General features: G+C 71.4%; 25 protein-coding genes. 12 read left to right on the top strand and 13 right to left on the bottom strand.

Going from position 1 to position 25,397, the window contains the following annotated elements:
- Nucleotides 1–46 precede the first annotated feature (46 nt).
- The 3 genes from ACIBEJ_RS28080 to ACIBEJ_RS28070 all read left to right on the top strand — a co-directional run bounded on the left by ACIBEJ_RS28080 (nt 47) and on the right by ACIBEJ_RS28070 (nt 2,300).
- Entirely contained in the window at nt 47–826 is a 780-nt protein-coding gene (locus ACIBEJ_RS28080; protein WP_397185816.1) for a hypothetical protein, read from the top strand.
- A gap of 305 nt (nt 827–1,131) precedes the next feature.
- A complete protein-coding gene (locus ACIBEJ_RS28075) occupies nt 1,132–1,923 on the top strand; it encodes a DUF4097 family beta strand repeat-containing protein (RefSeq protein ID WP_397185815.1) in 792 nt (263 codons plus the stop codon).
- On the top strand, nt 1,920–2,300 hold the full coding sequence (locus ACIBEJ_RS28070; RefSeq protein WP_397185814.1) for a hypothetical protein: 381 nt from the start codon (nt 1,920–1,922) through the stop codon (nt 2,298–2,300). The genes ACIBEJ_RS28075 and ACIBEJ_RS28070 overlap by 4 nt, the downstream gene beginning before the upstream one ends.
- A 397-nt stretch (nt 2,301–2,697) precedes the next feature.
- Here the strand turns inward: ACIBEJ_RS28070 and ACIBEJ_RS28065 are convergent, their stop codons facing one another.
- From ACIBEJ_RS28065 to ACIBEJ_RS28030, 8 genes are all read right to left on the bottom strand, one after another.
- Nucleotides 2,698–3,729, bottom strand: coding sequence for an ABC transporter permease (locus ACIBEJ_RS28065; protein WP_397185813.1), 1,032 nt, complete (start codon nt 3,727–3,729; stop codon nt 2,698–2,700).
- Between the two features lie 418 nt (nt 3,730–4,147).
- Complete coding sequence (locus ACIBEJ_RS28060) at nt 4,148–5,647, bottom strand: sugar ABC transporter ATP-binding protein (protein ID WP_397185812.1); 1,500 nt, start codon at nt 5,645–5,647, stop codon at nt 4,148–4,150.
- Nucleotides 5,635–6,771, bottom strand: a complete 1,137-nt coding sequence (locus ACIBEJ_RS28055) for an NPCBM/NEW2 domain-containing protein (protein ID WP_397185811.1) — start codon at nt 6,769–6,771, stop codon at nt 5,635–5,637. Before ACIBEJ_RS28055 ends, ACIBEJ_RS28060 begins: the two co-directional genes overlap by 13 nt.
- On the bottom strand, nt 6,759–7,802 hold the full coding sequence (locus ACIBEJ_RS28050; protein ID WP_397185810.1) for a substrate-binding domain-containing protein: 1,044 nt from the start codon (nt 7,800–7,802) through the stop codon (nt 6,759–6,761). The genes ACIBEJ_RS28055 and ACIBEJ_RS28050 overlap by 13 nt, the downstream gene beginning before the upstream one ends.
- A gap of 63 nt (nt 7,803–7,865) precedes the next feature.
- Entirely contained in the window at nt 7,866–8,678 is an 813-nt protein-coding gene (locus ACIBEJ_RS28045; RefSeq protein WP_397185809.1) for a carbohydrate ABC transporter permease, read from the bottom strand.
- Nucleotides 8,675–9,556, bottom strand: a complete 882-nt coding sequence (locus ACIBEJ_RS28040) for a carbohydrate ABC transporter permease (RefSeq protein ID WP_397185808.1) — start codon at nt 9,554–9,556, stop codon at nt 8,675–8,677. The genes ACIBEJ_RS28045 and ACIBEJ_RS28040 overlap by 4 nt, the downstream gene beginning before the upstream one ends.
- A complete protein-coding gene (locus ACIBEJ_RS28035) occupies nt 9,553–10,839 on the bottom strand; it encodes an ABC transporter substrate-binding protein (protein WP_397185807.1) in 1,287 nt (428 codons plus the stop codon). The genes ACIBEJ_RS28040 and ACIBEJ_RS28035 overlap by 4 nt, the downstream gene beginning before the upstream one ends.
- A gap of 175 nt (nt 10,840–11,014) precedes the next feature.
- Nucleotides 11,015–12,778: an AMP-dependent synthetase/ligase gene (locus ACIBEJ_RS28030; protein WP_397185806.1), complete on the bottom strand. Its 1,764-nt coding sequence runs from the start codon at nt 12,776–12,778 to the stop codon at nt 11,015–11,017.
- Nucleotides 12,779–12,905: 127 nt separating this feature from the next.
- Here ACIBEJ_RS28030 and ACIBEJ_RS28025 point away from each other — a divergent pair, with 127 nt between their 5' ends.
- From ACIBEJ_RS28025 to ACIBEJ_RS27995, 7 genes are all read left to right on the top strand, one after another.
- Nucleotides 12,906–13,673 carry a metallophosphoesterase gene (locus tag ACIBEJ_RS28025; protein ID WP_397185805.1) on the top strand — a complete coding sequence of 256 codons (768 nt, stop codon included), beginning with the start codon at nt 12,906–12,908 and terminating at the stop codon, nt 13,671–13,673.
- Between the two features lie 21 nt (nt 13,674–13,694).
- The gene (locus tag ACIBEJ_RS28020) at nt 13,695–14,135 is read left to right on the top strand and encodes an SRPBCC family protein (RefSeq protein ID WP_397185804.1); all 441 of its coding nucleotides are present in this window, start codon (nt 13,695–13,697) and stop codon (nt 14,133–14,135) included.
- Nucleotides 14,132–15,289 (top strand): ArsA family ATPase, encoded by a 1,158-nt coding sequence (locus ACIBEJ_RS28015; RefSeq protein WP_397185803.1) that lies wholly within the window; start codon nt 14,132–14,134, stop codon nt 15,287–15,289. The genes ACIBEJ_RS28020 and ACIBEJ_RS28015 overlap by 4 nt, the downstream gene beginning before the upstream one ends.
- Nucleotides 15,282–15,698 (top strand): hypothetical protein, encoded by a 417-nt coding sequence (locus ACIBEJ_RS28010; protein ID WP_397185802.1) that lies wholly within the window; start codon nt 15,282–15,284, stop codon nt 15,696–15,698. Before ACIBEJ_RS28015 ends, ACIBEJ_RS28010 begins: the two co-directional genes overlap by 8 nt.
- A 2-nt stretch (nt 15,699–15,700) precedes the next feature.
- Nucleotides 15,701–16,633 carry an ROK family glucokinase gene (locus tag ACIBEJ_RS28005; protein WP_397186101.1) on the top strand — a complete coding sequence of 311 codons (933 nt, stop codon included), beginning with the start codon at nt 15,701–15,703 and terminating at the stop codon, nt 16,631–16,633.
- Between the two features lie 32 nt (nt 16,634–16,665).
- The gene (locus ACIBEJ_RS28000) at nt 16,666–17,358 is read left to right on the top strand and encodes an endonuclease/exonuclease/phosphatase family protein (RefSeq protein WP_397185801.1); all 693 of its coding nucleotides are present in this window, start codon (nt 16,666–16,668) and stop codon (nt 17,356–17,358) included.
- A gap of 205 nt (nt 17,359–17,563) precedes the next feature.
- Nucleotides 17,564–18,682, top strand: a complete 1,119-nt coding sequence (locus ACIBEJ_RS27995) for a hypothetical protein (protein WP_397185800.1) — start codon at nt 17,564–17,566, stop codon at nt 18,680–18,682.
- A 9-nt stretch (nt 18,683–18,691) separates the two neighbouring features.
- Here ACIBEJ_RS27995 and ACIBEJ_RS27990 read toward each other — a convergent pair whose 3' ends face one another.
- The gene (locus ACIBEJ_RS27990) at nt 18,692–19,159 is read right to left on the bottom strand and encodes a hypothetical protein (RefSeq protein ID WP_397185799.1); all 468 of its coding nucleotides are present in this window, start codon (nt 19,157–19,159) and stop codon (nt 18,692–18,694) included.
- Nucleotides 19,160–19,184: 25 nt separating this feature from the next.
- Nucleotides 19,185–19,943, bottom strand: a complete 759-nt coding sequence (locus ACIBEJ_RS27985; protein WP_397185798.1) for an alpha/beta hydrolase — start codon at nt 19,941–19,943, stop codon at nt 19,185–19,187.
- Between the two features lie 157 nt (nt 19,944–20,100).
- Here ACIBEJ_RS27985 and ACIBEJ_RS27980 point away from each other — a divergent pair, with 157 nt between their 5' ends.
- Entirely contained in the window at nt 20,101–20,808 is a 708-nt protein-coding gene (locus tag ACIBEJ_RS27980) for a lysophospholipid acyltransferase family protein (protein ID WP_397185797.1), read from the top strand.
- On the opposite strand, the gene ACIBEJ_RS27975 is transcribed toward ACIBEJ_RS27980, so the two are convergent.
- Together ACIBEJ_RS27975 and ACIBEJ_RS27970 are read right to left on the bottom strand one after the other, a co-directional pair.
- The gene (locus tag ACIBEJ_RS27975; protein ID WP_397185796.1) at nt 20,805–21,260 is read right to left on the bottom strand and encodes a MarR family winged helix-turn-helix transcriptional regulator; all 456 of its coding nucleotides are present in this window, start codon (nt 21,258–21,260) and stop codon (nt 20,805–20,807) included. The two genes, ACIBEJ_RS27980 and ACIBEJ_RS27975, sit on opposite strands and share 4 nt — an antisense overlap.
- Before the next feature lie 44 nt (nt 21,261–21,304).
- The gene (locus ACIBEJ_RS27970; protein ID WP_397185795.1) at nt 21,305–22,360 is read right to left on the bottom strand and encodes an alkaline phosphatase PhoX; all 1,056 of its coding nucleotides are present in this window, start codon (nt 22,358–22,360) and stop codon (nt 21,305–21,307) included.
- A 123-nt stretch (nt 22,361–22,483) separates the two neighbouring features.
- On the opposite strand from ACIBEJ_RS27970, the gene ACIBEJ_RS27965 reads away from it, so the two are divergent.
- Nucleotides 22,484–24,886, top strand: a complete 2,403-nt coding sequence (locus ACIBEJ_RS27965; protein ID WP_397185794.1) for a P-loop NTPase fold protein — start codon at nt 22,484–22,486, stop codon at nt 24,884–24,886.
- On the opposite strand, the gene ACIBEJ_RS27960 is transcribed toward ACIBEJ_RS27965, so the two are convergent.
- On the bottom strand, nt 24,883–25,350 hold the full coding sequence (locus ACIBEJ_RS27960) for a Dps family protein (RefSeq protein ID WP_397185793.1): 468 nt from the start codon (nt 25,348–25,350) through the stop codon (nt 24,883–24,885). The two genes, ACIBEJ_RS27965 and ACIBEJ_RS27960, sit on opposite strands and share 4 nt — an antisense overlap.
- Nucleotides 25,351–25,397: the final 47 nt, after the last annotated feature.

Raw genomic sequence — 25,397 nt, 5'->3', positions numbered from 1 at the left:
CGCTCGGCGGCTTGCGGTGACAGCACTCTGATGTCATGATGACGTCATGGATCTGACGCCCCACATCGACACCCTCCGCAGGGAGCTGGCCGCCGCCGCCGACGTGGGCGGCGCGGAGATGCGCGCCGCGGCCGAGTCGCTGACCTCGGCGCTGGAGTCGTCGGTGCGGCTGACGCTGCTGGAGGTGCTGTCCGATGCCGCCGAGTCCGTGACCAGCCAGATCGAGCCCGGTCTGGTGGAGTTGCGGATCCGGGGCAGGGAGCCGGAGCTGGTGGTCACCGTCCCACCGGGCGACCCCGGTTTCCACGGCGCCTTCGCTCCTGCCGGGCACGGCGCCGGCGGGTTCGCCGCCGGTGGGGCCGGCCACGGCTTCGGCCCCGCTGGTGGTGCTGATCCCGGCAGCGGTGTCGGCCCCGCCGGTTACGCTGCCGCCGGCTATGGTCCGGGCGGCCACGGTCCGGGAGGCTATGGCGCGGGCGGCTTTGGTCCGGATGGCTATGGTGCGGGCGGGTATGGCCCTGGCGGGTATGGTCCGCCGGCTCCGCCCGGCTGGCCCGACCAGGTGCCGCCCGTCCCTCCCGCGCCACCGGCCCCTCCCGCGCCCCCCGAGCCGTCCGGTTCGGGTGACGGTGATCCCGGCACCGCCAGGATGACGCTCCGCCTGCCCGAGCCGCTGAAGTCGCGCATCGAGCAGGTCGCGGGGCAGGCGGGCATGTCGGTGAACGCGTGGATGGTCCGCGCCCTGACCCAGGCCGTCTCCGGCCAGCCGACACCCCCACCGTCCTCGGGCTTCCCCGGCCAGCGCATCACCGGCTGGGCCCGCTAACCGCCTCGCCCGCAGAACCCCGCACCCCAGCCACGCCCGCAGAACCCCGCACCCCAGCCACGCCCGCAGAGTTCCTCACCCGGGCTCACCCCGACCAGTCCGCGACCGGGCCCCGCGCTCGTCCCGAGCAGGCCGCGACCAGACCCGCGCTCGTCCCGAGCAGGCCGCGACCAGACCCAGGCTCGTCCCGAACAGTCCGTGACCAAATCGGCTCCGGCCCGTCCAGGCCGGGGCGGTCATCCAGCACGCCCTCACCGCATCCCGCGCCGAGGGTGCTCCTCACCGCGCCGAACGGAGATCCCGTCATGCCGACGTTCAGCACACCGGACCCCATCACCCTCCACGTGAACTTCCCCGCCGGTGACCTGGTCGTCACCGCCTCCGACCGCCGGGACACGACCGTCGAGGTCACCCCGGAAAACCTGGACCTCGGGGCCGAGTACGCGGAGTCGGTCAAGATCACACACCGTGACGGCGTCGTACAGGTGAAGGCCCCGGAAGGCTCCCGCCTGCGCCGTACCCCGAGCCTGGACATCGTCGTGGACCTCCCCACCGGCTCCCGAGTGCTGGTCGACACCGCCTCGGCCGACGTCAGAATCCAGGGAACGCTGGCCGGAATCGAGTTCTCCAGCGCCTCCGGAGACCTGGACGCCGAGCACGCCGCCACCGCGACCGCCAAGACGGCGTCAGGTGACATCACCCTTGACGTCATCGAAGGCGTCGCCGACGTCAGAAGCGCATCAGGCGACGTACGCATCAACGACGCCCGAGGCCCCGTCACCGCCAGCGTGGTCTCCGGCGACCTGATCATCGGCAAGGCCACCGCGGGCGCCGCCATCAAGTCAACCTCCGGCGACGTGTCTCTCCGAGGCGTCACCAACGGCAAGATCGGCATCCAGACCGCCTCGGGCGACACCACGGTCGCCGTCCCCCTCGGCACCGCAGCCTGGCTGGACGTCAACTCCCTGACCGGCCACGTCACCTCCGCCCTCAACCAGGACACCACCGAACCCGCGCCCACCGAGCAGACCGTCGAGATCACCGCCCGCAGCCTGAGCGGTGACATCGCCATCATCCGAGCGGAGCCCACCTCATGAACGAGCAGATGATCACCGACTACATCCGCACCCGCCACGCCGACCTCATAGCCGAAGCCACCGCCGAACGCACCGCCACCGCCCACCTCCACCCCACCAACACCCCGTCCACCCCCACCAACACCCCACCCACCCCCGCCAACGCCCCGTCCACCCCCACCAACACCCCGTCCACCCCCGCCAACGCCCCGTCCACCCCCGCCTCCGGGCCCGCCAACTCACGGTCCGCCACCTCGCCACCCCATGGTTCACGAACCCTCGGCTCACCGCCCTACAGCACACGTGCCGCCACGTCGGGCGGCGGCCTCCGCCGCCGAGCAGCCCGCGCCCTCCACACCCTCGCCAACGCCATAGACCCCCACCCCACCACCCCCTAGCCCGTCGCCCCCGCTCAACCACCCCCGCTCAACCATCCCCGCTCCACCGCCCCCGCTCAACCACCCCTACCCCGCGACCCGTCAGCCCTGCCTGTCTCTCTAGCCTCCACCCGTCTCCGCCCGAGAATGCCGCGCCAGCCAGGCCCGATCTGTCCGCTCGCCGAGCCACCTTGGCCGCGCCCGCCACACCCTGAGCCCACCTGCCCGAGACCACCGGAGCGTTCAGCCTCCGAGCCCTCCACACGCAGTCCTCTCGTGCACCAAGCCCACACATCTCCGCGACTGCCTCGTCAGGCGCGTACCTACGGGTCGGCCGCGTCGCACGCCCGCTGATCGCACGCCAATTCCATGCGCACCCGGCCTACTGCGACTACCTTGCAAGCGGTTGCGGGTGGTGCTAGGTGGGGAGGCCGACGGCTCGTTCGCCGCTGCGGCGTTGCTGGATCACCACGGCCACGACGAGGAGGGCGCCCTGGGCGACGTTCTGCCAGAAGGTGCTGATGCCGTGGAATGTGAGACCGTTTTCCAGGGCGCCCAGCAGGACCACTGCCAGGAGGGTGCCGCCCACTCCGCCCTTTCCGCCCTTCAGGGCGCAGCCGCCCAGAGCGGCGGCGGTGATGGCCTTCAGTTCCAGGCCGGCGCTGCCCGAGGTGGGGTGGCCGGAGCCGATCCGGGCGGTGAGGATGATGCCGGCTATCGCGGCTACCAGGCCCGCCAGGGCGTACACGGCTATGAGGTATTTGTTGATGTTGATGCCTGCCAGGCGGGCGGCGACGTCGTTGCCGCCTATGGCGTAGAGGTTGCGGCCAATGTCGGTGTATTTCAGGAGGATGTGGATGGCCAGGGCGACCAGGATGAGGATCCACACCATCGTGGGCAGGCCCGCCACGCTGCCCCGGGAGATGAAGATGAACAGGTCGTCGCCCAGCACGTAGCCCTGCGCGGCGCCGCCGGACAACAACTGAGCCAGGCCCTTGTACGCGGCCAGCGTCGCCAGGGTGGCGATGACGGCGTTGACGCGGCCGTACACGATGATGATGCCGTTGATCAGGCCGAGCAGCAGACCCACGGCCAGGGCGGCGGCCATGCCCAGCATCGGGTTGCGGCCGGTGGCCATGAACGCCATCGCGCTGACCACCGACGCCACGCCCGTGGCCGAGCCGACGGAGATGTCCAGGGCGCCGCAGATGATCACGACCGTCTGGACCACCGCCAGCAGCCCGGCGATCGTGACGGCGTCGCCGATGACCCGGATGTTGCTCCACGCCAGGTAACCGGGATCCAGCACCCCGAACAGCGCCCCCACGGCCACGATGGCCAGCAGCAGGATCAGGTTCTGGGCGCCGATGGCCGCGACGGCTCCGGCCAGCCGTCCCCGGTTCCGGCTCGGGTCGCTGGGGGCCTCGTGGGCGCTGGTCTGGGAGGTCATCGCGCGCCTCCTGGTGTGGGGTCTGCTGTGGTGGTCATGGGGTGCGGGCCTCGGGGTGGTCGGAGGTTTCTGGCGGCGGGGGTGAGGAGCCGGGCGCGCTGGTACGGCGTCGGCGGTCGCGTGAGCCCGGGTGGTGGTGGGGTCGGAGGTCTGGAGGTTCCCGGTGGGGTTCCGGGTTGCCTGCCGGGCACTGGGCCGAAGGTGCCGTGGCGTGCTGGGCCGCAGGTGCCGTGAGGCTGGGGCGTCGGGTCGGAGAGGGGACGCGGCGGTGTGAAGCGTTGGGTCGTAGAGGGCGCGGGAGAGGGGTGCTGGGTCGTAGAGGGCGCGGGAGAGGGTGCTGGGCCGGAGAGGGGCGCCGGGGTGGGGTGTTGGGCTGGAGAGGGTGTGGGGGTGGGAGGTGGCGAAGGGGTGGGGTGGGTTAGGAGGGGGTGGGGGTTAGGTCGTCGGTCATGGCCAGGGAGAGGATGGATTCCTCGGTGGCGTGGGTGCGGGGGAGTTCGCCGGTTATGCGGCCGTTCTGCATCACCAGGATGCGGTCGGCCAGGCCCAGGATCTCGGGGAGTTCGGAGGAGACCACCAGGACGGCCACTCCGGAGCGGGCCAGGTCGGCGATGATGTGGTAGATCTCCGCCTTCGCCCCGACGTCGATCCCCCGGGTCGGCTCGTCGAGGATGAGCACCTTGGGGCGGCGGGCCAGCCAGCGAGCCAGGACGACCTTCTGCTGGTTGCCGCCGGACAGCTTGCGTACCTCGTGCTCCAGGGACGGGGTGCGCACGCGCAGCCGGTCGACGAACTCGGCCACGGCGCGGTTCTCGGCGGCGCGGCGGACGAAGCGGAACCTGCGCAGCCGGTCGAGGATGACCAGGGAGGTGTTGTCGCGCACGCTCCGGTCGAGGAAGAGTGCCTGGGCCTTGCGTTCCTCGGGCGCGTAGCCGAGCCCGGCCCGTACGGCGTCGCCCGGGTGGCGCAGCCGCAGCACGCGGCCCGCCACGCTCACCGTTCCCGAGCGGATCGGCAGGTCGCCGGCCAGCGCGCGGGACAGCTCCGACCGGCCGGCGCCGACCAGGCCGGCCAGGGCGACGACCTCCCCGGCGCGCACCTGGAAGGTGATGTCGCGCACGTCGTCGGTGGTGACCCCCCGGACGTCGAGGACGACCTCGCCCGCCTCGGTGCCGGGGCGTTCGAACATGGACGACAGGTCCCGGCCCACCATCATGCGGACGATCTCGTTCTCACCGGCTTCCGCGGCCGGCCGTACGCCGACCAGGGCGCCGTCGCGCAGGACGGCGATGCGGTCGGCCAGGCGGAAGATCTCCTTGAGCCGGTGGGAGACGTAGACGATGGCCAGGCCCTGCTCGCGCAGCCGGGCGATGAGGGCGAAGAGGGCTTCGGTCTCGTGTTCGCCGAGGGAGGAGGTGGGCTCGTCGAAGGCGATGACGCGGGCCTCGCCGGTCAGGGCGCGCAGGATCTCGACGAGCTGGCGTTGCGCGGGGGTGAGGGCGGAGCCGAGGGCGTCGGGGTGGAGGGCGTGCTCGAAGCCGAGCCGTACGAGCTGGGCCTGGACGCGCTCGCGCAGCGCGGCGCGGTCGAGCAGGCGGCCGCGGCGACGGGGGAGGGCGCCGGCGTGGACGTTCTCGGCGACGGAGACGTGCGGGATGATCTCCGGTTCCTGGGGGATGACGCGGATGCCGTGACGGCGGGCGTCGGCGGGGGAGTGCAGGTCGAGGGGACGGCCGTCGAGCAGGACGCGGCCGCCGTCGGGGCGGTGGTCACCATTGACGATCTTGATGAGCGTGGACTTGCCCGCGCCGTTCTCGCCCATGAGGGCGGTGACCTGGCCGGCGGGGAAGTCGAGGGTGACGCCGCGCAGCGCCTGTACTCCGGAGAAGTGCTTGGCCAGCTCCTCTACCCTGAGCACGTGACCACCGGGTCTCCCCAGGCCGCCGCGTCTCCGCCCGGGCCGTCGCCCGCGTCGGTGACGACGAGCCTGACGAGACGCGCGCCGGTCACGTCGGCGGCGAGCGGCAGTGCGGCCATGGCGCCGGTCCGCACCCCGGAGTCGGCGGCCTTGCGGCCGTCGGCCCAGATCTCGAAGGTGACGGTGCCGCCCGTGCCCGCGGCGTCGTCGACGCCCGCGTGCGCGGTGAGCTTGGTGCAGCGCCCGCCGAGGTAGTAGTCGAGGGTGCCGGGGGCGTGGGCGGTCAGGCCCTTGTTGTAGGCGGCGCCGTTGACGGTGACCTTGCGCCGCTCGACCGCGCCCTTGCCGTTGGCCATGCTGAGCCAGCTCAGGTCGCTGACGTAGGCGGTGCCCGCGGGGGCGGGCGGCGGCACGACGAAGACGGAGGCGGCACGGAGCTTGGCGGCGGCGGCCTCCAGCCAGTACGCGTTGCGGGGCAGGCCGGCCGGGGTGGTGAGGTTCCAGGTGGTGGCCAGGCGCTGGCCGGGGCCGAGGATCTTGGCGGCGGCCGGGGTCGCGGCGGTGGAGATCCAGCGCTCGGGCGCGCGCAGCGACGAGGCGATGTCGGCGGCGTTGGTGAGTCCGTGGTTGGTGACGACGGTGGTGACCTGGGTGGTGGCGCCGGGCTCGATGAGCGCGGCGGCGCCCTGGTAGGGGGTGGGGACCTGGAGGTCGAACTCGAGGAGCGGCGGGTAGGAGGACCAGGCCGCGTCCCTGGAGATCTGGTAGAGGAGCGCCTGCCTGGCGGGCACGTTGGCGGCCAGGACGCCCGAGGTGTGGGCGTCGGCGCCGGTTAACAGCTCGCGTACGCGGTAGGCGGGCGCCGCCGCGGGAAGCCCGAGGTCGGTCACCGTGGTGGCGATGCGCTGCGGGTGCCCGCTCTCGTTGTAGAGCGCCACCGCCAGGTCGCCGTTGGGTAGCTGCTTGGCCACCACCCAGCGGCCGTCGTCGACGCGCACGACCCGGCTGCCGTCGCCGAGGAGGGCGCCTTCGGGCACCTCGTCGGCCGCCGCCGGGTTCGCGAGCGTTGCCAGAGCGGTGGCCGCCGCCGCGGCGGCCACCGATAACCGTGTCAGGCGCTGCACTTGACTCCCTCGGCCTGCCAGTTGGTCGCATCCACCATCTTCGTTGGTGCGAAGGCCTCGGCCGGCATGGCGGTGCCGTTCTTGATGGTGTCATACATCGTCTGCACGGCGAGCTTGCCGACCTCGTATCCGTTGATGAACAACGCTGCCTTCATACCTGAAGGTTTGCCGCTGTTCCAGTCCTTGCACGCGAGATAGGCGCCCAAACCCACCCCGATGATGTTCTCCGGTTTGATCCCGGCGTTCTGCATGGCGGTGACGCCGCCGCTGACGTTCTCGTCGTTGCAGCCGAGCATCACCCAGTTCTTGACCGCCCGGTTGCCGCTGATCGTGGCCGCGACCTTGTCCTGGGCGCCGGTCGGGGTGTTGTCGGTGCCGACCTCGATGACCTTCACGCCGGTGACGCCCGCCGCCGCCTCGAACTTCGGCACCGCGGCCTTGACGCGGTCGGTGCAGACCGTCACGTCCTGCTGCCAGGCCGTGATGATCGCGGTGTCCTCCTTCTTCCACCCGGCCTTCTTGAACTCCTCGCCCGCGCGGGTGCCGACGGACTCGCCCATCTGGGCGCCGGAGAAGCCGACGCGGGGCACCAGCTTGGACTTGTCGCAGGCGGCGGGGTCGGGCCCGTCGACGCAGACCTGGTCGTCGGAGGTGAGCAGAGGTACGCCGCCGTCCTTGGCGAGCTGCACGATCTGGGGCCCGACGGCCGGGGCGGGGACGACGATGATGATGCCGCCGACCTTCTTGCCGATGGCCGCCTGGGTCTCGGTGACCGCCTTGTTGGTGTCCTCGCCGAGGTCGACGACCTGGAGGTCGACGCCCAGCTCGGCGGCCTTGTCCTTGGCGCCCTGGGCCTCGCCGATGAAGTACTCCTGGTCGCCCTGCTTCTGGAGGTAGGCGATCGAGACCTTGCCGCCCGCCGGCGCCTTGCTCGCGCCCGCGGTGGTCTCCTCCCTGCCGGACGAACACGCGGCCAGGACCAGCGCGGTGCCGAGCAACGCCACGGCGGTTCTGGTGGACGGCAGGATCATGGGGGGTGCACCTGCTTCCTTGCGTTGACTGAGATCTTTTTCCGTTTGTCAGGCCGGCTAAACTCACCCCTTCGTGGCACCGCCGGTGAGTCCCTTGACGAACTGCTTCTGCAGGGCGAGATAGAAGATCAGGACGGGCAGCGTCGAGAGGAACATCAGGGCGAACACGCCGCCGTAGTCGAAGGAGTACTGACCGAGCGAGCGGTAGATGCCGGTGGTGACCGTGGTGCCCTGGCCGGGGCCGAGGATGATGAGCGGGCTGAGGAAGTCGTTCCAGATCCACACCGACAGGAAGATCAGGACGCTGGCGGTGGCCGGGCGCAGCAGCGGGAAGACGATGCGCCAGAACGCCTGCCCGCGTCCCGCGCCGTCGATCGCCGCCGCCTCCTCCAGGTCGGCGGGGATGCCCTTGAGGAACCCGGTGAACACGAACACCCCGAACGGGATGTAGTAGCCGACGTTGAACAGCACCAGTCCCTGGACCGTCGTCATGAGGCCGAAGGCCCGCAGCACCTGGGTGATCGGGACCAGGATGACCTGGGGCGGGATCATGAGACCGCACAGCAGGAGGACCGTGACGAGCCGGCCCCAGCGGCCCGCCGTACGGGCGAGGTAGTGGGCGAGCATCGCCGACAGCAGCGTCAGCACGATCACCGACAGCGTCGTGACGATGACGCTGTTGGCCAGGCTCGCCCAGAACAGGTTGGTCGGGTCGGTGAGGACCGCGGTCAGGTTGTCCAGCGTCGGCGGGATCGGCAGCGCGATCGCGCCCGCCCCCGGGATGAGCGCGCTCGGCTTGACGACGTTGACCAGCGCCACGTAGAGCGGCACGAAGAAGACGCTGGTGACCGCGAGCGTGAGGAGTGGCCGCCTCACAGCTGCACCTCCCTGCTCTGGAGTACGCGCAGCGCGACGACGGAGGCCACGGCGATGATCACCAGCATGACCACGGCCATGGCCGAGGCGTAGCCCTGGTGGTTCTCGACGAAGCCCTCCTGCATGATCGTGAAGGCGACGGTGGCGGTGGTGCCGGTGCCCGGCCCGCCATTGGTGATGACCTTGACATGGTCGAAGATCTTGAACGTGGTGATCAGCAGGACGACGGTGTTGACGGTCAGCGCGGGGGCCAGCAGCGGCCAGGTGATGCGGCGAAAGCGCGTCCACGGGCCCGCGCCGTCGATGGAGGCGGCCTCGGCGAGTTCGGTCGGCACGCCCTGCAGCCCGGCCAGGTAGACCACGACGCAGAAGCCGAGCATCTGCCACGAGACGATCCCGCCCAGGGAGAACAGCGCGTAGTCCGGGTCGGACAGCCAGCCGGGCGGGTCGGCCACGCCGAGCAGGCGCAGCGCCTGGTTGAGCGGGCCCTCGTCGTCGAGGACCCGCGTCCAGATCACGCTGACCACGACGGAGCTGAGCACCATCGGGGTGAAGTAGACGCTGCGCATGGCGTTGTAGAACCAGCCGCGGCGGTCCAGGAGCACCGCGATCGCCAGCCCGAGGAGGTTGGGCAGGACCAGGACCATGACCGTCAGGACGGTCGTGACCCGCAGGGAGGTCAGGAACGCCTGGTCGGTGAGGAGCAGCTCGTAGTTGCGCAGCCCCACCCAGCTCCAGCCGGGACGCAGCAGGCTGTAGTTCGTCATGCTGTAGCCCACGCTGAGCAGGATCGGCACGAGCACGAAGCACACGTAGATCAGCAGCCCGGGGGCGCCGAAGCTGAGAAAGTGCCAGGCCCTGCCGTACGCGACTCTCAAGAGGACTTGTCCCACTCGTCGTCGAGGTAGCTCAGCACCTCGTCCACGGTCTTCTTGCCGCTGACGAGGTCCTGGGCCGAGGACCACCACTTCTCCTTCATGCCGGGCAGCATCGCCTCGTCGCCGGCCTCCCAGCCGAAGGACGGCACGATCGCGCCCGCCGTCTTGGCGTCCGACCACGCCTTGTACGACTCCGTGAACACCGGCCCCATCGACGGCGGCGTATAGCCCTTGATCGCCGGGAAGAGCGCGTCGGCCTTGACCGAGGCGTCCAGGTTGGCCTTGTCGAGCTGGAAGGCCAGGGCGAACTTCTTGGCCGACTCCAGGTCCTTGGCGGCGGCGCTTACGGTGAGCCCGCCGCCGGTGAAGGCGGCCAGCTTGTCCGCGCCGGTCTCGCCCGGCCAGGTGAACCGGCCGATCTCGATGGTGTTCTCCGGGTTGTCGCCCGCGCTGGGGGAGGCGAACCAGCTTCCCATCGGGTACATGGCGCCCTTGCCCTCCAGGAAGGCGGTCTGCGTGGCGCCGTAGTCGCGCGAGAGGTCCTTCTTGTCGATGTAGCCCTTGGCGGCGAGGTCGGCGAACTTCTGGGTGGCGGCCTTGAAGCCGGGGTCGGAGAACTTGACCTTGCCCTCGCGCCGCTGCTTCATCCACTCCGGGTTCACGCCGTACACGTCGGTGGTCAGGACGCCGGTCCAGGCCAGCGTGGAGGCGAAGGCGTCGGGGCCGCCGCCGGTCACGAACGGGGTGATGCCCTTGGCCTTGAGCTTGGCCGCGGCGTCGAGGAGTTCGGCGTAGGTCTTGGGCGGGGCGGTGATGCCGGCCTTCTCGAACAGGCCCTTGTTGTAGTAGACGTTCGAGTGCGTCTGCGTGTTGGTCGGCAACTGCACGACCTTGCCGCCGATGGCGCCGCAGGCGGTGCACTCAAAGTCCTTGAGGTCCTCGGGCGTCCAGGAGTAGAGGTTCGGCGCGAAGCCGAGGATGTCCTGCAGGCCGATGTGGACGTCGGGGAACTGGCCCGAGGCGATGAGCTGCTTGGCGAACTCGTCGCGGCTGCCCGCCGCGGGCGCGACGACCTTCTTCACGGTGATGCCGGGGACCGCGTCGGTCGCCCGCTTGATCTGCGCGTCCCAGTACGCCGCGTTCAGGTTGGGCGACTCGAACAGCAGAAAGGTGACTTCCTTGGCGCCTGCCTGGCCCGGCGACGACGGCGCGGCCGCCTCGTTCACCGAGCACGCGGTGAGCGCGAGCAGGGCCGCTAAGCCTGCTGCGAGGGTCCTGTTCACCCTTGCCGCCTTCCTCGCCGGGCGTGACGAACCGGCGGGTTGACTGTGCGGCCCATTCATCGGAGCACTGCTAGTCAGGGCCGCTGAATGATACGACCTCTAGTAGCTGTGATCCGTCTCAAGTTGTCAATAACGGCCCTGCAACCGTTCTCAAACAGAAGAGTGATCGGAGGGGTTACGGGGTGTACAGGGCCTCGACCGTGTCCGCGAAGTCGCGCATGACGATGTTGCGCTTGATCTTCAGCGTGGGCGTCAGGTGCCCGCTCTCCTCGGTGATGTCCAGGTCGAGCACCACGAACTTCTTGATCTGCTCGGCCCGCGAGACCGTCAGGTTGGCGGCGTCGACCGCCCGCTGCACCTCGGCCAGGATCCTCGGGTCGCGGCTCAGCTCGGCCAGGCTCGCGCCGTCGGCGCCGTTCTCCTTCTTCCAGTGCTCCAGCGCCTCGGGGTCGAGCGTGACCAGCGCGCCCACGAACGGCCGGTCGTCGCCCACGATCATGGCCTGGGAGACGAGCGGGTGCGCGCGCAGCGCGTCCTCCAGCGGGCCCGGCGCGACGTTCTTGCCCGCCGCGGTCACCAGGATCTCCTTCTTGCGGCCGGTGATGCGCAGGTAGCCGTCCTCGTCCAGCTCGCCCACGTCGCCGGTGTGGTACCAGCCTCCGGCGTCGATCGCCTCGGCCGTGGCCTGCTCGTTGTTCCAGTAGCCCGCGAAGACGTGGCGGCCCTTGACCAGGATCTCGCCATCCTCGCCGATGCGCACCGTGACGCCGGGCAGCGGCTTGCCGACCGTGCCGATCTTGTTCCCGCCGGGCAGGTTGACCGTCGAGGGGGCCGAGGTCTCGGTCAGGCCGTACCCTTCGAGCACCTCGATGCCGACGCCGCGGAAGAAGTGGCCGAGGCGCTCGCCCAACGCCGAGCCGCCGCAGATCGCCGTGGAGAGGCGGCCGCCGGTGGCGGCGCGCAGCTTGGAGTAGACGAGCCGGTCGAAGAGCGCGTGCTTGAGCCGCAGCCCGAACCCGGCCTTGCCGGAGGCCCTGCTGTAGGCGACGGCCACGTCCGCCGCGCGGGCGAAGATCTTGCCCTTGCCGCCCTGGATCGCCTTCTGCTCGGCGCCGTTGTAGACCTTCTCGAAGACCCTCGGCACGCCCAGCAGCAGCGTCGGCTTGGCCGAGACCAGGTCGGGGGCCACGTTCTTCATGTTCGGCGTGTGCGAAAGGACCGTTCCCGTCTCGATCGCGACCACCTGGATCAGCCGGGCGAAGACGTGGGCCAGCGGCAGGAACAGCAGCACGCCCGGCTCGTCGGTCGTGAACACCGTCTCCAGCGGCCCGCCGGCCACGTTGCGCGCGGTGAACAGCAGGTTGTCATGGGTCAGGCGGCAGCCCTTGGGCCGCCCCGTGGTGCCCGAGGTGTAGATGATCGTGGCCAGGTCCGCGCCGGTCTGCTCGGCGCGGCGGCGCTCGATCTCCTCGTCCGCGACGCCCGAGCCGTCGAGCGCCTCGTCCATCCGCCAGATCGCCTTCAGCTCCGGCGCCGCCTCGCGTACGGTCCCCACGTGGTCGTCCAGCTCGGCGAAGACCGCCTTGACGCCGCCGTCGGACAGGATCCAGCGCACCTGCTCGACCGAGGAGGTCTCGTAGACCGGCACCGAGACCGCGCCCGCCGCCCAGATCGCGTAGTCGACGAGCGTCCACTCGTAGCGGGTGCGGGAGATGATCGCGACCCGGTCGCCCGGCTCGACGCCCGCGGCCACCATGCCCTTGGCCAGCGCCACCACCTGGTCCCTGAACTCGGCGGCGGTCACGGCCGGCCAGTCGTCGCCCGACTTGCGGCGCAACATCACCGCGCCCGGCTCCTGCTCGCCACGCCTGAACACGGTGTCGGTCAGGCCGGCCGAGGCCGGCACATCCACCAGGACGGGGACGCTGTACTCGCGCACGGATCAAACTCCTCTTCGGGGACCGGCGCGACGTTACCGCGTTAAGTTACGCACCGGTAGCTTCGTCATCCAGGCGTTATGAAGGGCAAACCTCATGCTAGCCGCCGCCGCTCATAGGATTTCCCGCATGCGGGTCCATGTCGTGAGCGATGTGCACGGAAGCGTCGAGGCGCTGTCCAGGGCGGGCGACGGGGCCGACGCCCTGGTCTGTCTCGGCGACCTCATCCTCTACATCGACTACGACGACCACGCGCAGGGGATCTTCGCCGACCTGTTCGGCGCCGGCAACGCCGCCACGTTCATCGCACTGCGCACCGCCCGGCGCTTCGACGAGGCCAGGGCCATGTCGGCGGAGCTGTGGAAGGGGCTCGGCGGCGACCCGCGCGAGCACATCGAGGCCAACGTGCGCCGGCAGTACGCCGCGCTGTTCGCCGCCATGCCCGAGCCCGCCTACCTCACCTACGGCAACGTGGACGTGCCCCGGCTGTGGGCCGACTACCTCAAACCGGGGCACACGGTGCTCGACGGGCAGGAGGCGGAGATCGGGGGACGGCGCTTCGGGTTCGTCGGGGGCGGGCTGAAGACGCCGTACCGCACGCCGTACGAGATCGAGGACGAGGAGTACGCGGCGAAGGTCGCCGCGCTCGGCGAGGTGGACGTGCTGTGCGCGCACATCCCGCCCGCGGTGCCGCAACTGCTGTACGACACGGTCGCCAGGCGCTTCGAGCGCGGCAGTGAGGCGACGCTCGACTACATCAGGCGCGTCCAGCCGCGCTACGCCCTGTTCGGGCACGTTCACCAGCCGCTCTACTCCCACACCAGGATCGGCCGCACAGAATGCTGGAACGTCGGTCATTTCCGGGGAAAGGGACAGCCGTTCGTGCTGGAGTGGTGAGTGGACCGATACTGTGGTCGCATGGCTGATCGCACCACTTCGAGCATCACCATCTCCGCCGACCGGGCCGCCGTCATGGCGGTCATCGCGGACCTGCCCCGCTACCCGGAGTGGGCCGGCGCGGTCAAGAGCGCGGAGGTCGTCACCACCGGCCCCGACGGCCGGCCGGCCGACGTGCGCTTCGTGCTCGACGCCGGCGTGATCAGCGACTCCTACACCCTCGGCTACACCTGGGACGACGACACCGGCGTCCGCTGGCGGGTCGTCGAGCAGGGCAAGATGGTCTCCGAGCTCAGCGGGAGTTACGCGCTGGCCGACACGGGCAGCGGCACCTCCGTGACCTACGAACTCGCGGTCGACCTCAAGGTCCCGATGATCGGCATGATCAAGCGCAAGGCCGAGAAGGTGATCGTCGACACGGCTCTGAAGGGCCTGAAGAAGCGGGTCGAGGGCCACAGGTGAGCCCCCGCGTCCTGCTGTTCACCGGCAAGGGCGGCGTCGGCAAGACCACCGTCGCCGCGGCCACCGCGACGCTCGCCGCCAGCCGCGGGCTCAAGACGCTGGTGATCTCCACCGACACCGCCCACTCGCTGGCCGACGCCCTGGCCGCCCAGCCCGGTGAGATCGCGCCCGGCCTGTGCCTGCACCAGGTCGACACCCAGAAGTCCCTGGAGGAGCACTGGGGCGAGCTGCAGGACTACGCCCGCGGCGTGCTCGGCGAACTCGGCCTCGACCAGATCACCGCCGAGGAGATCACCGTCCTGCCCGGCGCCGAAGAGGTCATCGCCCTGCTGGAGCTGCGCGAGCACGCCCGCTCCGGCGGCTGGGACGTCATCGTCGTCGACTGCGCGCCCACCGCCGAGACGCTGCGCCTGCTCGCGCTGCCCGAGGCGCTCGACTGGCACGTCAGCCGCCTGCTGCCGGTCGGCCGCCGGATCATGAAGGTCGTCTCGCCGTTCATGCGCAGCGTCGCCCACGTCAGCGCGCCGGGCGACGACGTGGTCAGCGCCGGCGAGCGGCTGCACCGCGGGCTCATGGAGATCCGCGAGCTGCTCACGGGTCCCGGCGCGTCCGTGCGCCTCGTGCTCACGCCCGAGTCGGTGGTGCTGGCCGAGGCGCGGCGCACCCTCACCTCCCTCAACCTGTACGGCTACCGCGTCGACGCCGTCATCGCCAACCGCGTCTTCCCCTCCGGTGACGCCGACGAGTGGCGCGCCCAGTGGGTACGCGCCCAGGCCCGGCTGCTCGGCGAGGCCGAGGAGTCGTTCGCCCCGCTGCCCATCCACGTGGTGCCCTACCTGCCCGAGGAGCCCGTCGGCGCCGACGCCCTGACCGCCCTCGGCGAGCGCCTGTACGGCACGGCCGACCCCTTCGCCCCGCCGGCCACCCCGCCGCCGCTGGTCCTGACCGGCGACGAGCTCAGCCTGGCGCTGCCCGGGGCCGTCAAGGGCGAGGTCGACCTGGCCCGCAAGCGGGACGAGCTGATCGTGACGGCGGGGCCGTACCGCAGGATCATCGCGCTGCCCGCGGCCCTCGCCCGCAGGAAGATCGGCTCCGCCGTGCTCCGAGAGGGTTTCCTGAAGGTACGGTTCGTTTCAGGAGGGTCTGATGACTGAGACGAACAACGACAGGGATCCGATCGGGTCCGTGGCGGACGAGGCGCGCAAGCTGTTCGGCGTGATCCAGAACCGCGCGACCAGGCAGGTCGGCAAGACCGTCATCAACTCCTTCGCCAGCAGCGTCACCGGCGGCGGGCGCAGGGAGAGAGACGTGTGGGGCGAGGCCGTGTCCGAGCCGCACGACGAGTACATCTGCCGCGCCTGCCCGGTCTGCCGGGCGATCGCGGCACAGCGGGAGTCCGGCTCCGACGTGGCCGGGCACCTGGTGGCCGCGGGCGGAGAGCTGTTCGCCGCGGTCCGTGGCGCGTTCGACGCGCTGAACAGGCCCACCCCCGGGGCGGCCGAAAGGACCCGCACGCGCGACGAGCGCGGTGGCGACGACGTGGAACACATCGACCTGGGGTGAGCATGCTGACTATCGGGGTGGACATCGGCGGCACGAAGGTCGCCGCCGGCGTGGTCGACGAGGACGGCGAGATCGTCGCGCACGCGCTGCGGCCGACGCCGGCCGACCAGCCGGACCTCGTCGCCGAGACCGTGGCCGACGTGGTCAAGGAACTGGCCGAGGGCCGCGAGATCGAGGCGATCGGCGTAGGCGCGGCCGGGTTCGTCGACGAGACGCGGTCGATCGTACGGTTCGCCCCGAACCTCGCCTGGCGCGAGGAACCCCTGCAGAAGAAGATCATGGGCCTGGTCGGCCTGCCCGTCGTCGTCGAGAACGACGCGAACGCCATGGCGTGGGGCGAGACCAACTTCGGCGCCGGGCGCGGCCAGACCCACGTCGTCTGCATCACCGTCGGCACCGGCATCGGCGGCGGGCTCGTCTTCGACGGCAAGCTGTACCGCGGCCGGTGGGGGATGGGCGCCGAGCTCGGGCACATGCAGGTCGTCCCCGAGGGCCGGTTGTGCGGGTGCGGCAACCTGGGCTGCTGGGAGCAGTACGCCAGCGGCAACGCCCTCGTCGCCGACGCCAGGGAGATCGCCAGGCAGCAGCCCGAGCGGGCCAGGATCCTGTTCGAGCTGGCCGGGGAGAAGATCGAGGGCGAGGAGGTGACCGAGGCCGCCCGCAAGGGCGACGACGCCTCGCTGGCCGCCTTCGCCTCGCTGGCCGACTGGCTGGGCCAGGGGCTGGCCGACCTGGCCGCCGTGCTCGACCCCGGCTGCTTCATCATCGGCGGCGGCGTCTCGCGGGCCGCCGACCTGTTCTTCGAGCGGGCGAAGGAGACCTTCGCCCGCCAGCTCACCGGCCGCGGGCACCGCCCGGTCGCCGACGTACGGCTGGCCGAGCTCGGCGCCTCCGCCGGGGTGGTGGGCGCGGCCGACCTGGCCCGGCAGCGCTGACAGCGGCGCACGGCGGGGTTGGGTTCCCCAGCGTGAGGGTCGGCACCTACAACGTGCGCGGGCTGAAGGACAGCGTGCCCGCGCTGGTCAGGGTGATCACGGCGATGCGCGCCGACGTGCTGTGCGTGCAGGAGGCGCCGCGCCTGCTCTACTGGCGGGGACGGCGCCAGGCGCTGGCCGAGGCGGCCGGGATGCGCGTGGCGGCCGGCGGGCGGCTCGGCGGCGTGTCGGTCTACGTGGGCCCGCGGGCGCGGGTCCTGCACGCCGAGCACCACGTGCTGAAGATCTTCCTGGGCTTGGAGATCCGCGCGGTGGCCATCGCCGTGGTGGAGCTCGACGGGGTACGGCTGGCCGTCGCCTCCGTCCACCTCGACCTGAACGCCGCCGCCAGGTTCCACCACGCGGTGGAGGCCCTGGCCCGCCTGGAGGCGGTCGCCTCCCGGTTCGGGGCGGCGCCGGTGCTGTGCGGGGACGTCAACGAGCAGAGCGACGCGCCCACCTGGCGGTACCTGGCCGGACGGCTGGTGGACGCCTACGCCTGGGCGCCGCGGGGCGACGGGCTGACGTTCACGGCCAGGCAGCCGCGCAAGCGGATCGACGGGGTGTTCGCGGGCGCCGGGGTCCGGGTGACCGGCTGCGGCGGCACCGGAGCCGCCGGGGACGACCTGATCGCCGCCACCGACCACCTCCCCGTCCTCGCCGAACTCGCCCCGGACCCCCGGTGAGGGCGTGATCCAGGGGTGCCGACGGTCACGCCCCGGCAACGGAAAGCTGAACATCTTCCCGTGTCCGATCGCGCACGCTCGGTGATCTTCCGCAGGTCAGGGCAGGTGAAAGGGGATTGCCGCAGCGCTGGGGCGGTGGGGCGGCCGGTGGACTCATGACGGGGTCCCCGGGCGGGCGTGCCCGGGCAGCCCGTACCATTTGCTCATGACCCGTCGCTCTCGGCGGCGTGCGCTCTCCCTGACCGCGGCTGTGTGCCTGGCGTCCTCGCTGGCCGTCCCGCCCGGGGTGGCGCATGCCGACGACCCTCGCCCTGCCACGATCGAGGCGTGGCAGCAGTCGACGAGCGCGCGGCTGGACGCCGACGGCTCGCTGTCCGACGTGCTGGCGCTGTCGGCGGGCGACATCTGGGCCGTCGGCCAGCAGGAGATCTGGGACGTCTGGAAGAATCGGGGCACCATCCGCCACTGGAACGGCAGCGCCTGGGGCGAGGTCGCCATCCGCGACTCCACCGGCGCGGGCAACCTGCGCAGCGTGGCCGCCGCCGGGCCGGGCGAGGTGTGGGCGCTGGGCGACGGGCACGACGGCCTGCCGTACCTGGCCAAGGGTGATCTCGCGGGCTTCGACCGCGTGCAGGTGCCCGGCCTGTGGAGCGGCGACTGGCTCGGCGGGCTCGACGCGCGCGGCGGGAAGGTCGTCGCGGTCGGCCGGCGCGACAAGACCGGGCTGATCGTCACCGGGCAGGGCAACTCCTGGACGGTGCAGAAGACCAAGGAGAAGGGCGCGCTGTACGCGGTGTCCTCGGGGTTCGCGGTCGGCGACACGGGGGAGCAGCCGCTGATCGTGCGGCAGTCGGGCAGTTCGTGGAAGGCGATGCCGGTCCCGTCGGTGCCCGGCGGCTACCTGCGCGACATCCAGGTCGACAACGCCAAGCGGGCGCTGGCCGTCGGCGGCGTCTACCACGGTCCCGGCAGCGTCGAGCCGCTGGTGCTGTCGTGGAACGGCAAGAAGTGGTCGCGCGAGAAGCTGCCTGCCGTCGAGGCGCGCCTCTACGGGGTCACGGGCGACGGCAAGGGCCGCTACTGGATCGCGGGCTACGACGCGGCGCGGCCGACCGAGGGCTTCCTCATGCGCCAGGGCAAGGACGGCTTCCAGGTGATCAGGGGCGGCGGCACGCTCAAGGGGCGCGACGCCGTACGTCTGCAGGCGGTGACCTACCTGCCGGGCAAGGGCTCGGTGTGGGCGGTCGGGCACGTCGTGGACGCCACCGACCGCTACACCGACGTCGTGGAGACGTTCGGCCCCAAGACGCCCACCCAGTCCTGAGGCCGGGCGCTACAGGACCGCGCCGTCGTCCCAGCCGGAGTCGTTGGGCGGGCCGTCGCCCATCCGCACCACCAGCGCCACGAAGCCGCCGATGAAGGCGGCCACGGCGGTGAACAGCGCCCAGCCCTCCATCTCCCACTCGGCCATCGCGGCCAGCAGCAGATAGGCGGGGCCGCCGAACAGCGCGACCCAGGCCAGCTTGGTGGGCAGGTCGAGCTTGGGCAGCGGAGGCGGGGGAGGCGGCACGTAGTGCCCCTCTTCCTCCTCCTCGCGCTCGGGCTCGCTCTCACCCTCGGGCTCGGCGAGGTCGGTGTCGACCTCGCGGAACTCAGGCGGTCGCACCACCCGCCGGGTCGGCTCCTCCGGCACGTTCTCGCTGTCGGGCCATGGTTGGTCGGCCGAGTCGCGCTCGGCTGTCTCGTTGAAGGACGCGACGATCTGACGCCAGACCTCGTCCTCGTCACTCTGGGGCGTCACCTACGCGCCTTCCCCCTGGGTGCGTTCAGTCCCTCTGCAAGGGTACCGAGGCATGTGTCCGGATGAAGTCGAGGCTCCCGGCAAAGATCCTGTCGGCATCATTATCCAGCGTCGCAACATGGTAGCTATCGGAGAGTTCCTCGATCGTCGCGTGTTTGAGGACTTTTCGTAGTATCGCGACGGATGTCGGCTTGACTACGTGGTCATCGGTGCTGTGGTACACCAGCAGCGGCTGCGTGACCTTGGACAGGTCCGCCTGGACCAGAGACCACAGCTTCGGCAGCGAGGCCGCCGCCTTCACCGGAGTCCGCGTGTACGCCAGCTCGCGTACCCCTGGCTTCTTGACGTCGTTGGCCACCCCCGGCACCGACTGCAGGAACCACTTGAGTACCGGCGCCAGCCGCAGCAGGGGCACGTCGAGCGTGATCGACGGATTGACCACCACCACCCCCTTGACCGCCTCTCCGTGGACCTCCGCCAGCCGCAGCGCGAGGCAGCCGCCCAGCGACAACCCGGCCACGAACACCTCCGAGCACCTGCCGAGAAGATCCTGGAACGCCTTCTCCACCTCGGCGTACCAGTCGTCCCAGCGGGTGCGGTTCATCTCCTGCCACGTCGTGCCGTGACCCGGCTGGCGCGGCAGCGAGACGGTCAGCCCGTGCCCGGCCAGGTACTCACCCCACGGCCGCAGCGACTGCGGCGTGCCGGTGAACCCATGGCACAGCAACACGCCGACCGGACCGGCCTCGTGGTGGTATGGCTCCGCGCCAGGCATGAGCGGCATGACAGCTCCCACAACATCGGCGTGTTTGTAATTCATCCCGGAATTGCCCGATCGTCGCACGGTTGTGGCCGATGTGCGAGAGCATGTGTAGGAGCATCGCCCCTGGGATGCGAAGATGACTCTGCTCGCAGAACCAGATTCGCGAAGGGGTGGCCGGGTGTTCTATTGGGTGGTCAAGGCCATCTTGGCGCCGATCCTCCACGTGGTGTTCCGCCCCTGGGCAGAGGGCGTCGAGAACGTTCCCAAGCACGGCCCGGCGATCCTCGCCGGCAACCACCTGTCGTTCGCCGACCACTTCTTCGGCCCGCTCCAGCTCCGGCGCAAGGTCATCTCGCTCGGCAAGTCCGACTACTTCACCGGCCGGGGCATCAAGGGCTTCTTCACCCGGATGTTCTTCAGCGGCGTCGGCACCGTGCCCATCGACCGCTCCGGCGGCAAGGCCAGCGAGGCCGCGCTGCGCACCGGCAAGCGCATCCTGCGCGAGGGCAACGTCCTCGGCATCTATCCCGAGGGCACCCGCTCGCCCGACGGCCGCCTCTACAAGGGCAAGACCGGCGTGGCCCGCATGGCCCTGGAGTCGCGCGTCCCGGTGATCCCGTGGGCGATGGTCAACACCTTCGAGATGATGCCGCCCGGCCGCGCCCTGCCCAAGCTCGGCATCCGTCCGGGCGTGCGCTTCGGCAAGCCGCTCGACTTCTCCCGCTACTACGGCATGGAGGAGGACCGCCTGGTGCTGCGCGCGGTCACCGACGAGATCATGTACGCGCTCATGGAGCTGTCCGGCCAGGAGTACGTCGACAAGTACGCCGCCAGCGCCAGGGTCGAGATGGAGCGCGCCGCCCGCGCGGCCCGCCAGCAGTCCTAGCCCCGCAGCGCCGTCTGCGCCTTCAGCAGCGCCCGCGTCATCGTGCGCAGTTCCTCGGGCGACAGGTGGTCGATGAGGTACTCGCGCACCACGTCCACGTGCCCGGGCGCGGTGCGCTCCAGGCAGCGCAGACCCTTCTCGGTCAGCACCGCCAGCACGCCCCGGTCGTCGGAGGGGCAGGTGGCACGCTCCACCAGCCCCGCCTTCTCCAACTGGGTGATCTGGTAGGTCAGCGCGCTCTTGGTGACCACGACCTCCCTGGCGAGCTGGGTCATCCGCAGCCGCCGGTCGGGCTCGTCGGACAGCCGCACGAGGATCTCGTACTGCGGATGGGTCAGGCCGGACTCCGTCTTCAACTGCTCCTCGATGCGGCGTTCGAGCAGGTGCGCGGTGAACAGGAAGGCCCGCCAGGCGGCCGCCTCCGTCTCGTCGAGCCACCGTGTCTGTGTCACCCCACCATTGCACCACCCCGGGCGGGCGCTCGCGCGATCACCTCTCACCCGCGGAAGGGGCCGGTCACCTCGAACGTGTGCCCGTCGGTGCCGGCCCTGGCCCCCGTGCGTCCGCGCTGGGAGGAGAGGTAGAGGCGGGTGCCGTCCGGGCTGAAGGCGGGGCCCGCCGGCGTGGACAGGCCGTGGCCCTCCAGCCGGGCGAAGGGCGCCGCCTCGCCGGAACGGGTGATCACGCTGATCTCCATCGGGCCGCCGCCCCGCACGACGAACCGCTCGCCCGCCTCCGGGCCGCCCGCCGCCTCCAGCCGGCCGGTGGAGGCGGTGTAGCTCCACACCCGGCCGTCGCCCCTGGTGGTGAAGGAGCAGACGCCGTCGGCGTAGTGGCAGCCCTCGGCGCCGTCGAAACGCAGCGCGTCGGGCACCTGGAAGCGGGTCGGCTCCACCGGCGCGGCGGGGTGCGGCACCGGGCGCCACACGCCGCCCATGGCGAGGACCTCCAGCGTGCCCTCGGTCAGGTCGCCCCAGTCGCGGGGGCGGAAGCGGTAGAAGCAGCCGTCGGGCTCGTCCTCGGTCAGGTACACCACCTGGCGCTCCGGGTCGCAGGCCGCCGCCTCGTGCCGGAACCTGCCCATCGCCAGGCGCGGGCGGGCGGCGCGCTCGCCGTACGGGTCGCACTCGAAGACGCGCCCGCTCTCGGTCTCCTCGCACGACAGCCAGGTGTTCCACGGGGTGGCGCCGCCGGCGGCGTTGAGCGTGGTGCCCGACAGGACGCGGTAGGCCTCGATCACGGTGCCGTTGGAGCCGAAGCACAGCGCGGAGGCCCCGCCCAGCAGGGGGACCTTGGCGTTGGAGACGTAGATCCAGCCGTCGCCGTCGGGGAAGCAGGCCCCGCCCGCGGGCGCGGCGTGCCACTTCAGGCCCGCCACCTTCCGCCCGCTCCGCGCGACCGTCCTGCTCGTGAACCCCTCGGGCAGCGCGAGCCCGTCGCCGTTGGGAGGCAGCAGCGGCCCGTACGGACCGGCGCCGGCACGAGCGGCGCCCAGCCAGGGCGAGCCCACCACGACGACGGCGCTCGCGCGAAGTGGCGTGCTGCGCGACATGTGGGGCCTCCCCTGTGGATGCCACGCCAGTCGATCGCACCCACGTGAATGGGAGGTACTCGCAAGGCCAAACTCTCCGCAAACCCGGGGCCACCGGCACCCCGGAGTCGGCACATTTCGATCATGACTGCTGTACGGCTGGCGCCCGCGATCAAGACGCGCAGGGCACTGGTCTATCTCGACGGGACGCCGTCGGCGCCGCGCCTGGCCAGAGCGCTGCGCGTGAGCGGCTACGACGTGACCACGGTGGAGGCCGCCGACGCCGCTCCCCGGGAGCTGGCGGCGTTCCTGACCTCGGCGCAGCCGGACGAACTGCTGCTGGTGCGCTGGCCGTCCGGCGCGGGCTGGGCGCCGAGCGCATTCACGCGGCTCATCATGGACTTCGGCAGCCGCCTCGGCGACTCGCCCGCCGCCGCGCTGGTGCTGGTCGTGGACTTCGGCTGGGTTGTCAACGGTGACGGCGAGGCCCGCCTGAACGTGCCCGGCGACCCGCCCATAGCGGCGGCCGCCCTGACCGCCTCCATGGCCTCGACCGGCGACCGGCCCGGCGGCGCGCCCAGCCTGACCGGCGTGCTGGCCGACGCGCTGCTGGCCGCCGAGGGGCCCCTCACCGTCGCCGAACTGCACGAGCTGGCGGCCGGCAAGTACGCGGGCTCGGGCCTGACCGCGATGCTCTTCAGCCACGGCGACATCGCGAACGTGCCGGTCGGCACCGGGCAGCGGGCCCCCGATCCGGCCAGGCGGCGGCGTGACGCGCTGCGGCGGGCCGTGCGGCCGCGCACCCTGCTGGCCTCCGACCGCTGGACGCTCGACGACCGGCTGGGCCACCGCGTCTACGCCGAGGCGGTCGCGGCGTTCCTGCGGCACCGGGACACCTCGCCGCCGCTGACGATCGGCATCAAGGGGCCGTGGGGCGCGGGCAAGACCTCGCTCATGCGGATGGTGCAGGAACTGCTGGATCCGCCGGGGTCGGGCGGGCTGCGGTTGCGGCGCCGTACCGGGAGGCTGACCAACCTCGACGTGCTCGGACGGCTGCGCGCGCGGCGGCCCGCCGACGCCTGCGCGCAGGCGCCCGCGGACGCGGGGTGGCGGCCGACGGTGTGGTTCAACCCGTGGATGTACCAGAACGGCGAGCAGGTCTGGGCCGGGCTCGCGCACGAGATCATCAGCCAGATCACCGGCCGGCTGCCCGCCGCCGAGCGGGAGCGCTTCTGGCTGGAGCTGAACCTGTCGCGCATCGACACCGAGGAGGTGCGCCGGCGCATGTACTGGCTGGCGCTGACCCGCCTCGCGCCGGTGGCGCTCGGGCTGCTGGCCACGGCGCTGGTCACCGCGGCCTGCACCGCCGCCAGCGCCCTGTTCCCCGCCCTGGAGGGTACGGCCGCCGCCGTGGCCTCGGCCGGCTGCCTGGCCTCCGTGGGCGCCGGCGTGATGCGGATGGCGAGGTTCCTGGCCGAGTCGGCCGACGGCGCCTTCGGCCCGCTGGTGCGCCAGCCCGACCCGCTGGCCCGCTTCGGGGTCGCCGACCAGGGCTATCGCAACCAGGCCGGGCTGCTGCACCTCGTCCAGGGCGACATGCGGCGGGTCCTGGACCTGGTCGCCACCGAGGAACGCCCGCTGGTGGTGTTCGTGGACGACCTCGACCGCTGCTCGCCCGGCACGGTGTCACAGGTGATCGAGGCGATCAACCTGTTCGTGGCCGGTGACTTCGGCAACTGCGTGTTCGTGCTCGGCATGGAGCCCGAGGTGGTCGCGGCGCACGTCGGCCTGGCCTACCGGGAGCTGATGGGGACGCTGCCCGACGAGCGCACCTCCCGGCTCGGCTGGCGCTTCCTGGAGAAGATCGTGCAGTTGCCGCTGAGCGTGCCGTCGCTGGACGAGGGCGCGCCCGACTACGTCAGGCAGGTGCTGGGGCTGCGCTCGGCCGCGCCCAGGCCCGAGCCCGTGCCCGAGCCGAGGGCGGAGCTGGTCGACCGGCTGGAGACGGCCATCCGCGGTATGGCGCCGACGATCGAGACGCTGGACCAGGCCGCCCGCCGCGCGCAGGCCGCCCTCGGGGTGGCCGGAGCGGGCATCGCCGGATCGTCCGAGGCCGCGGCCAGGGCGGCCGACCGGGTGTTCGACGAGCTCTACAGTGACGAGCGGGCCTGCCGGGCGGCGGAGACGGCGCTGCCCGCCCTTAACCTCACCAACCCGCGCGAGGTGAAGCGCTACCTCAACGTGTTCCGCTTCTACTCCTTCATCACCTACCGGCGCCACCTGGCCGGGCAGCCGCATCACGGCGAGGAGTGCGTGGCGAAGGTGGCGGCGCTGACGATCAGGTGGCCGCACCTGCTGTGGGCGCTGGCGCAGGAGGCACATCCGGGCGCCACCGTCCTGGAGCGCCTGGAGGAGGCGGCGCTGTCGTGCGACGGCGACGCGTGGGCCAGGACGATGGCAGAGGCCGGGCTGGCGGAGGAGGAGGCGTTGCGCCAGCTCCTCGCCACCCGGCCGCCGATCGCCGCGCTGGCCCGCACGCTGCTCTAACGCTGGGCCTGGAACATCCAGTGCTGCTTCTCGACGTCCTGGGCGACGGCGATGAGCAGGTCCTGGGTGACCGGGTCCGGCTCGTCGGTGGCCGCGATGCGCTCGCGCAGGCGCTGGATCACGCCCTCCAGGATGTCGGTGAACAGGGCGACGACCTTGCCGTCCTCGATCCACGCGCGCTCCGGCTGGGTCACCTTGGTGGAGCCCGCGACGGTGGCGGCCCGGCCGTCCGGGTTGAGACCCAGCGCCACGGCCCGCTCGGCGAGCGTGTCGGCGTGCTCGCGCACGATCGCGACGAGCTCGTCGAGCTGCAGGTGCAGCGAACGGAAGTGCGAGCCGATGACGTTCCAGTGGGCCTGCTTGGCGACCAAGGACAGGTCGATGAGGTCGACGAGCGCCCCCTGCAGCGCGTCGGCGACGACCTTCTTGGCGTCCCCGGAGAGTGGTCCGGTGATCGGTGCCATGTCTGAATCCCCCTTTGAATCGCTTTCCTCTGAACAACAGATCTTGA

This window comes from Nonomuraea sp. NPDC050790, assembly GCF_044456745.1.
In the GTDB taxonomy this organism is placed as follows: Bacteria; Actinomycetota; Actinomycetes; order Streptosporangiales; family Streptosporangiaceae; genus Nonomuraea.
This window is presented reverse-complemented; position numbering and strand designations above follow the sequence as displayed.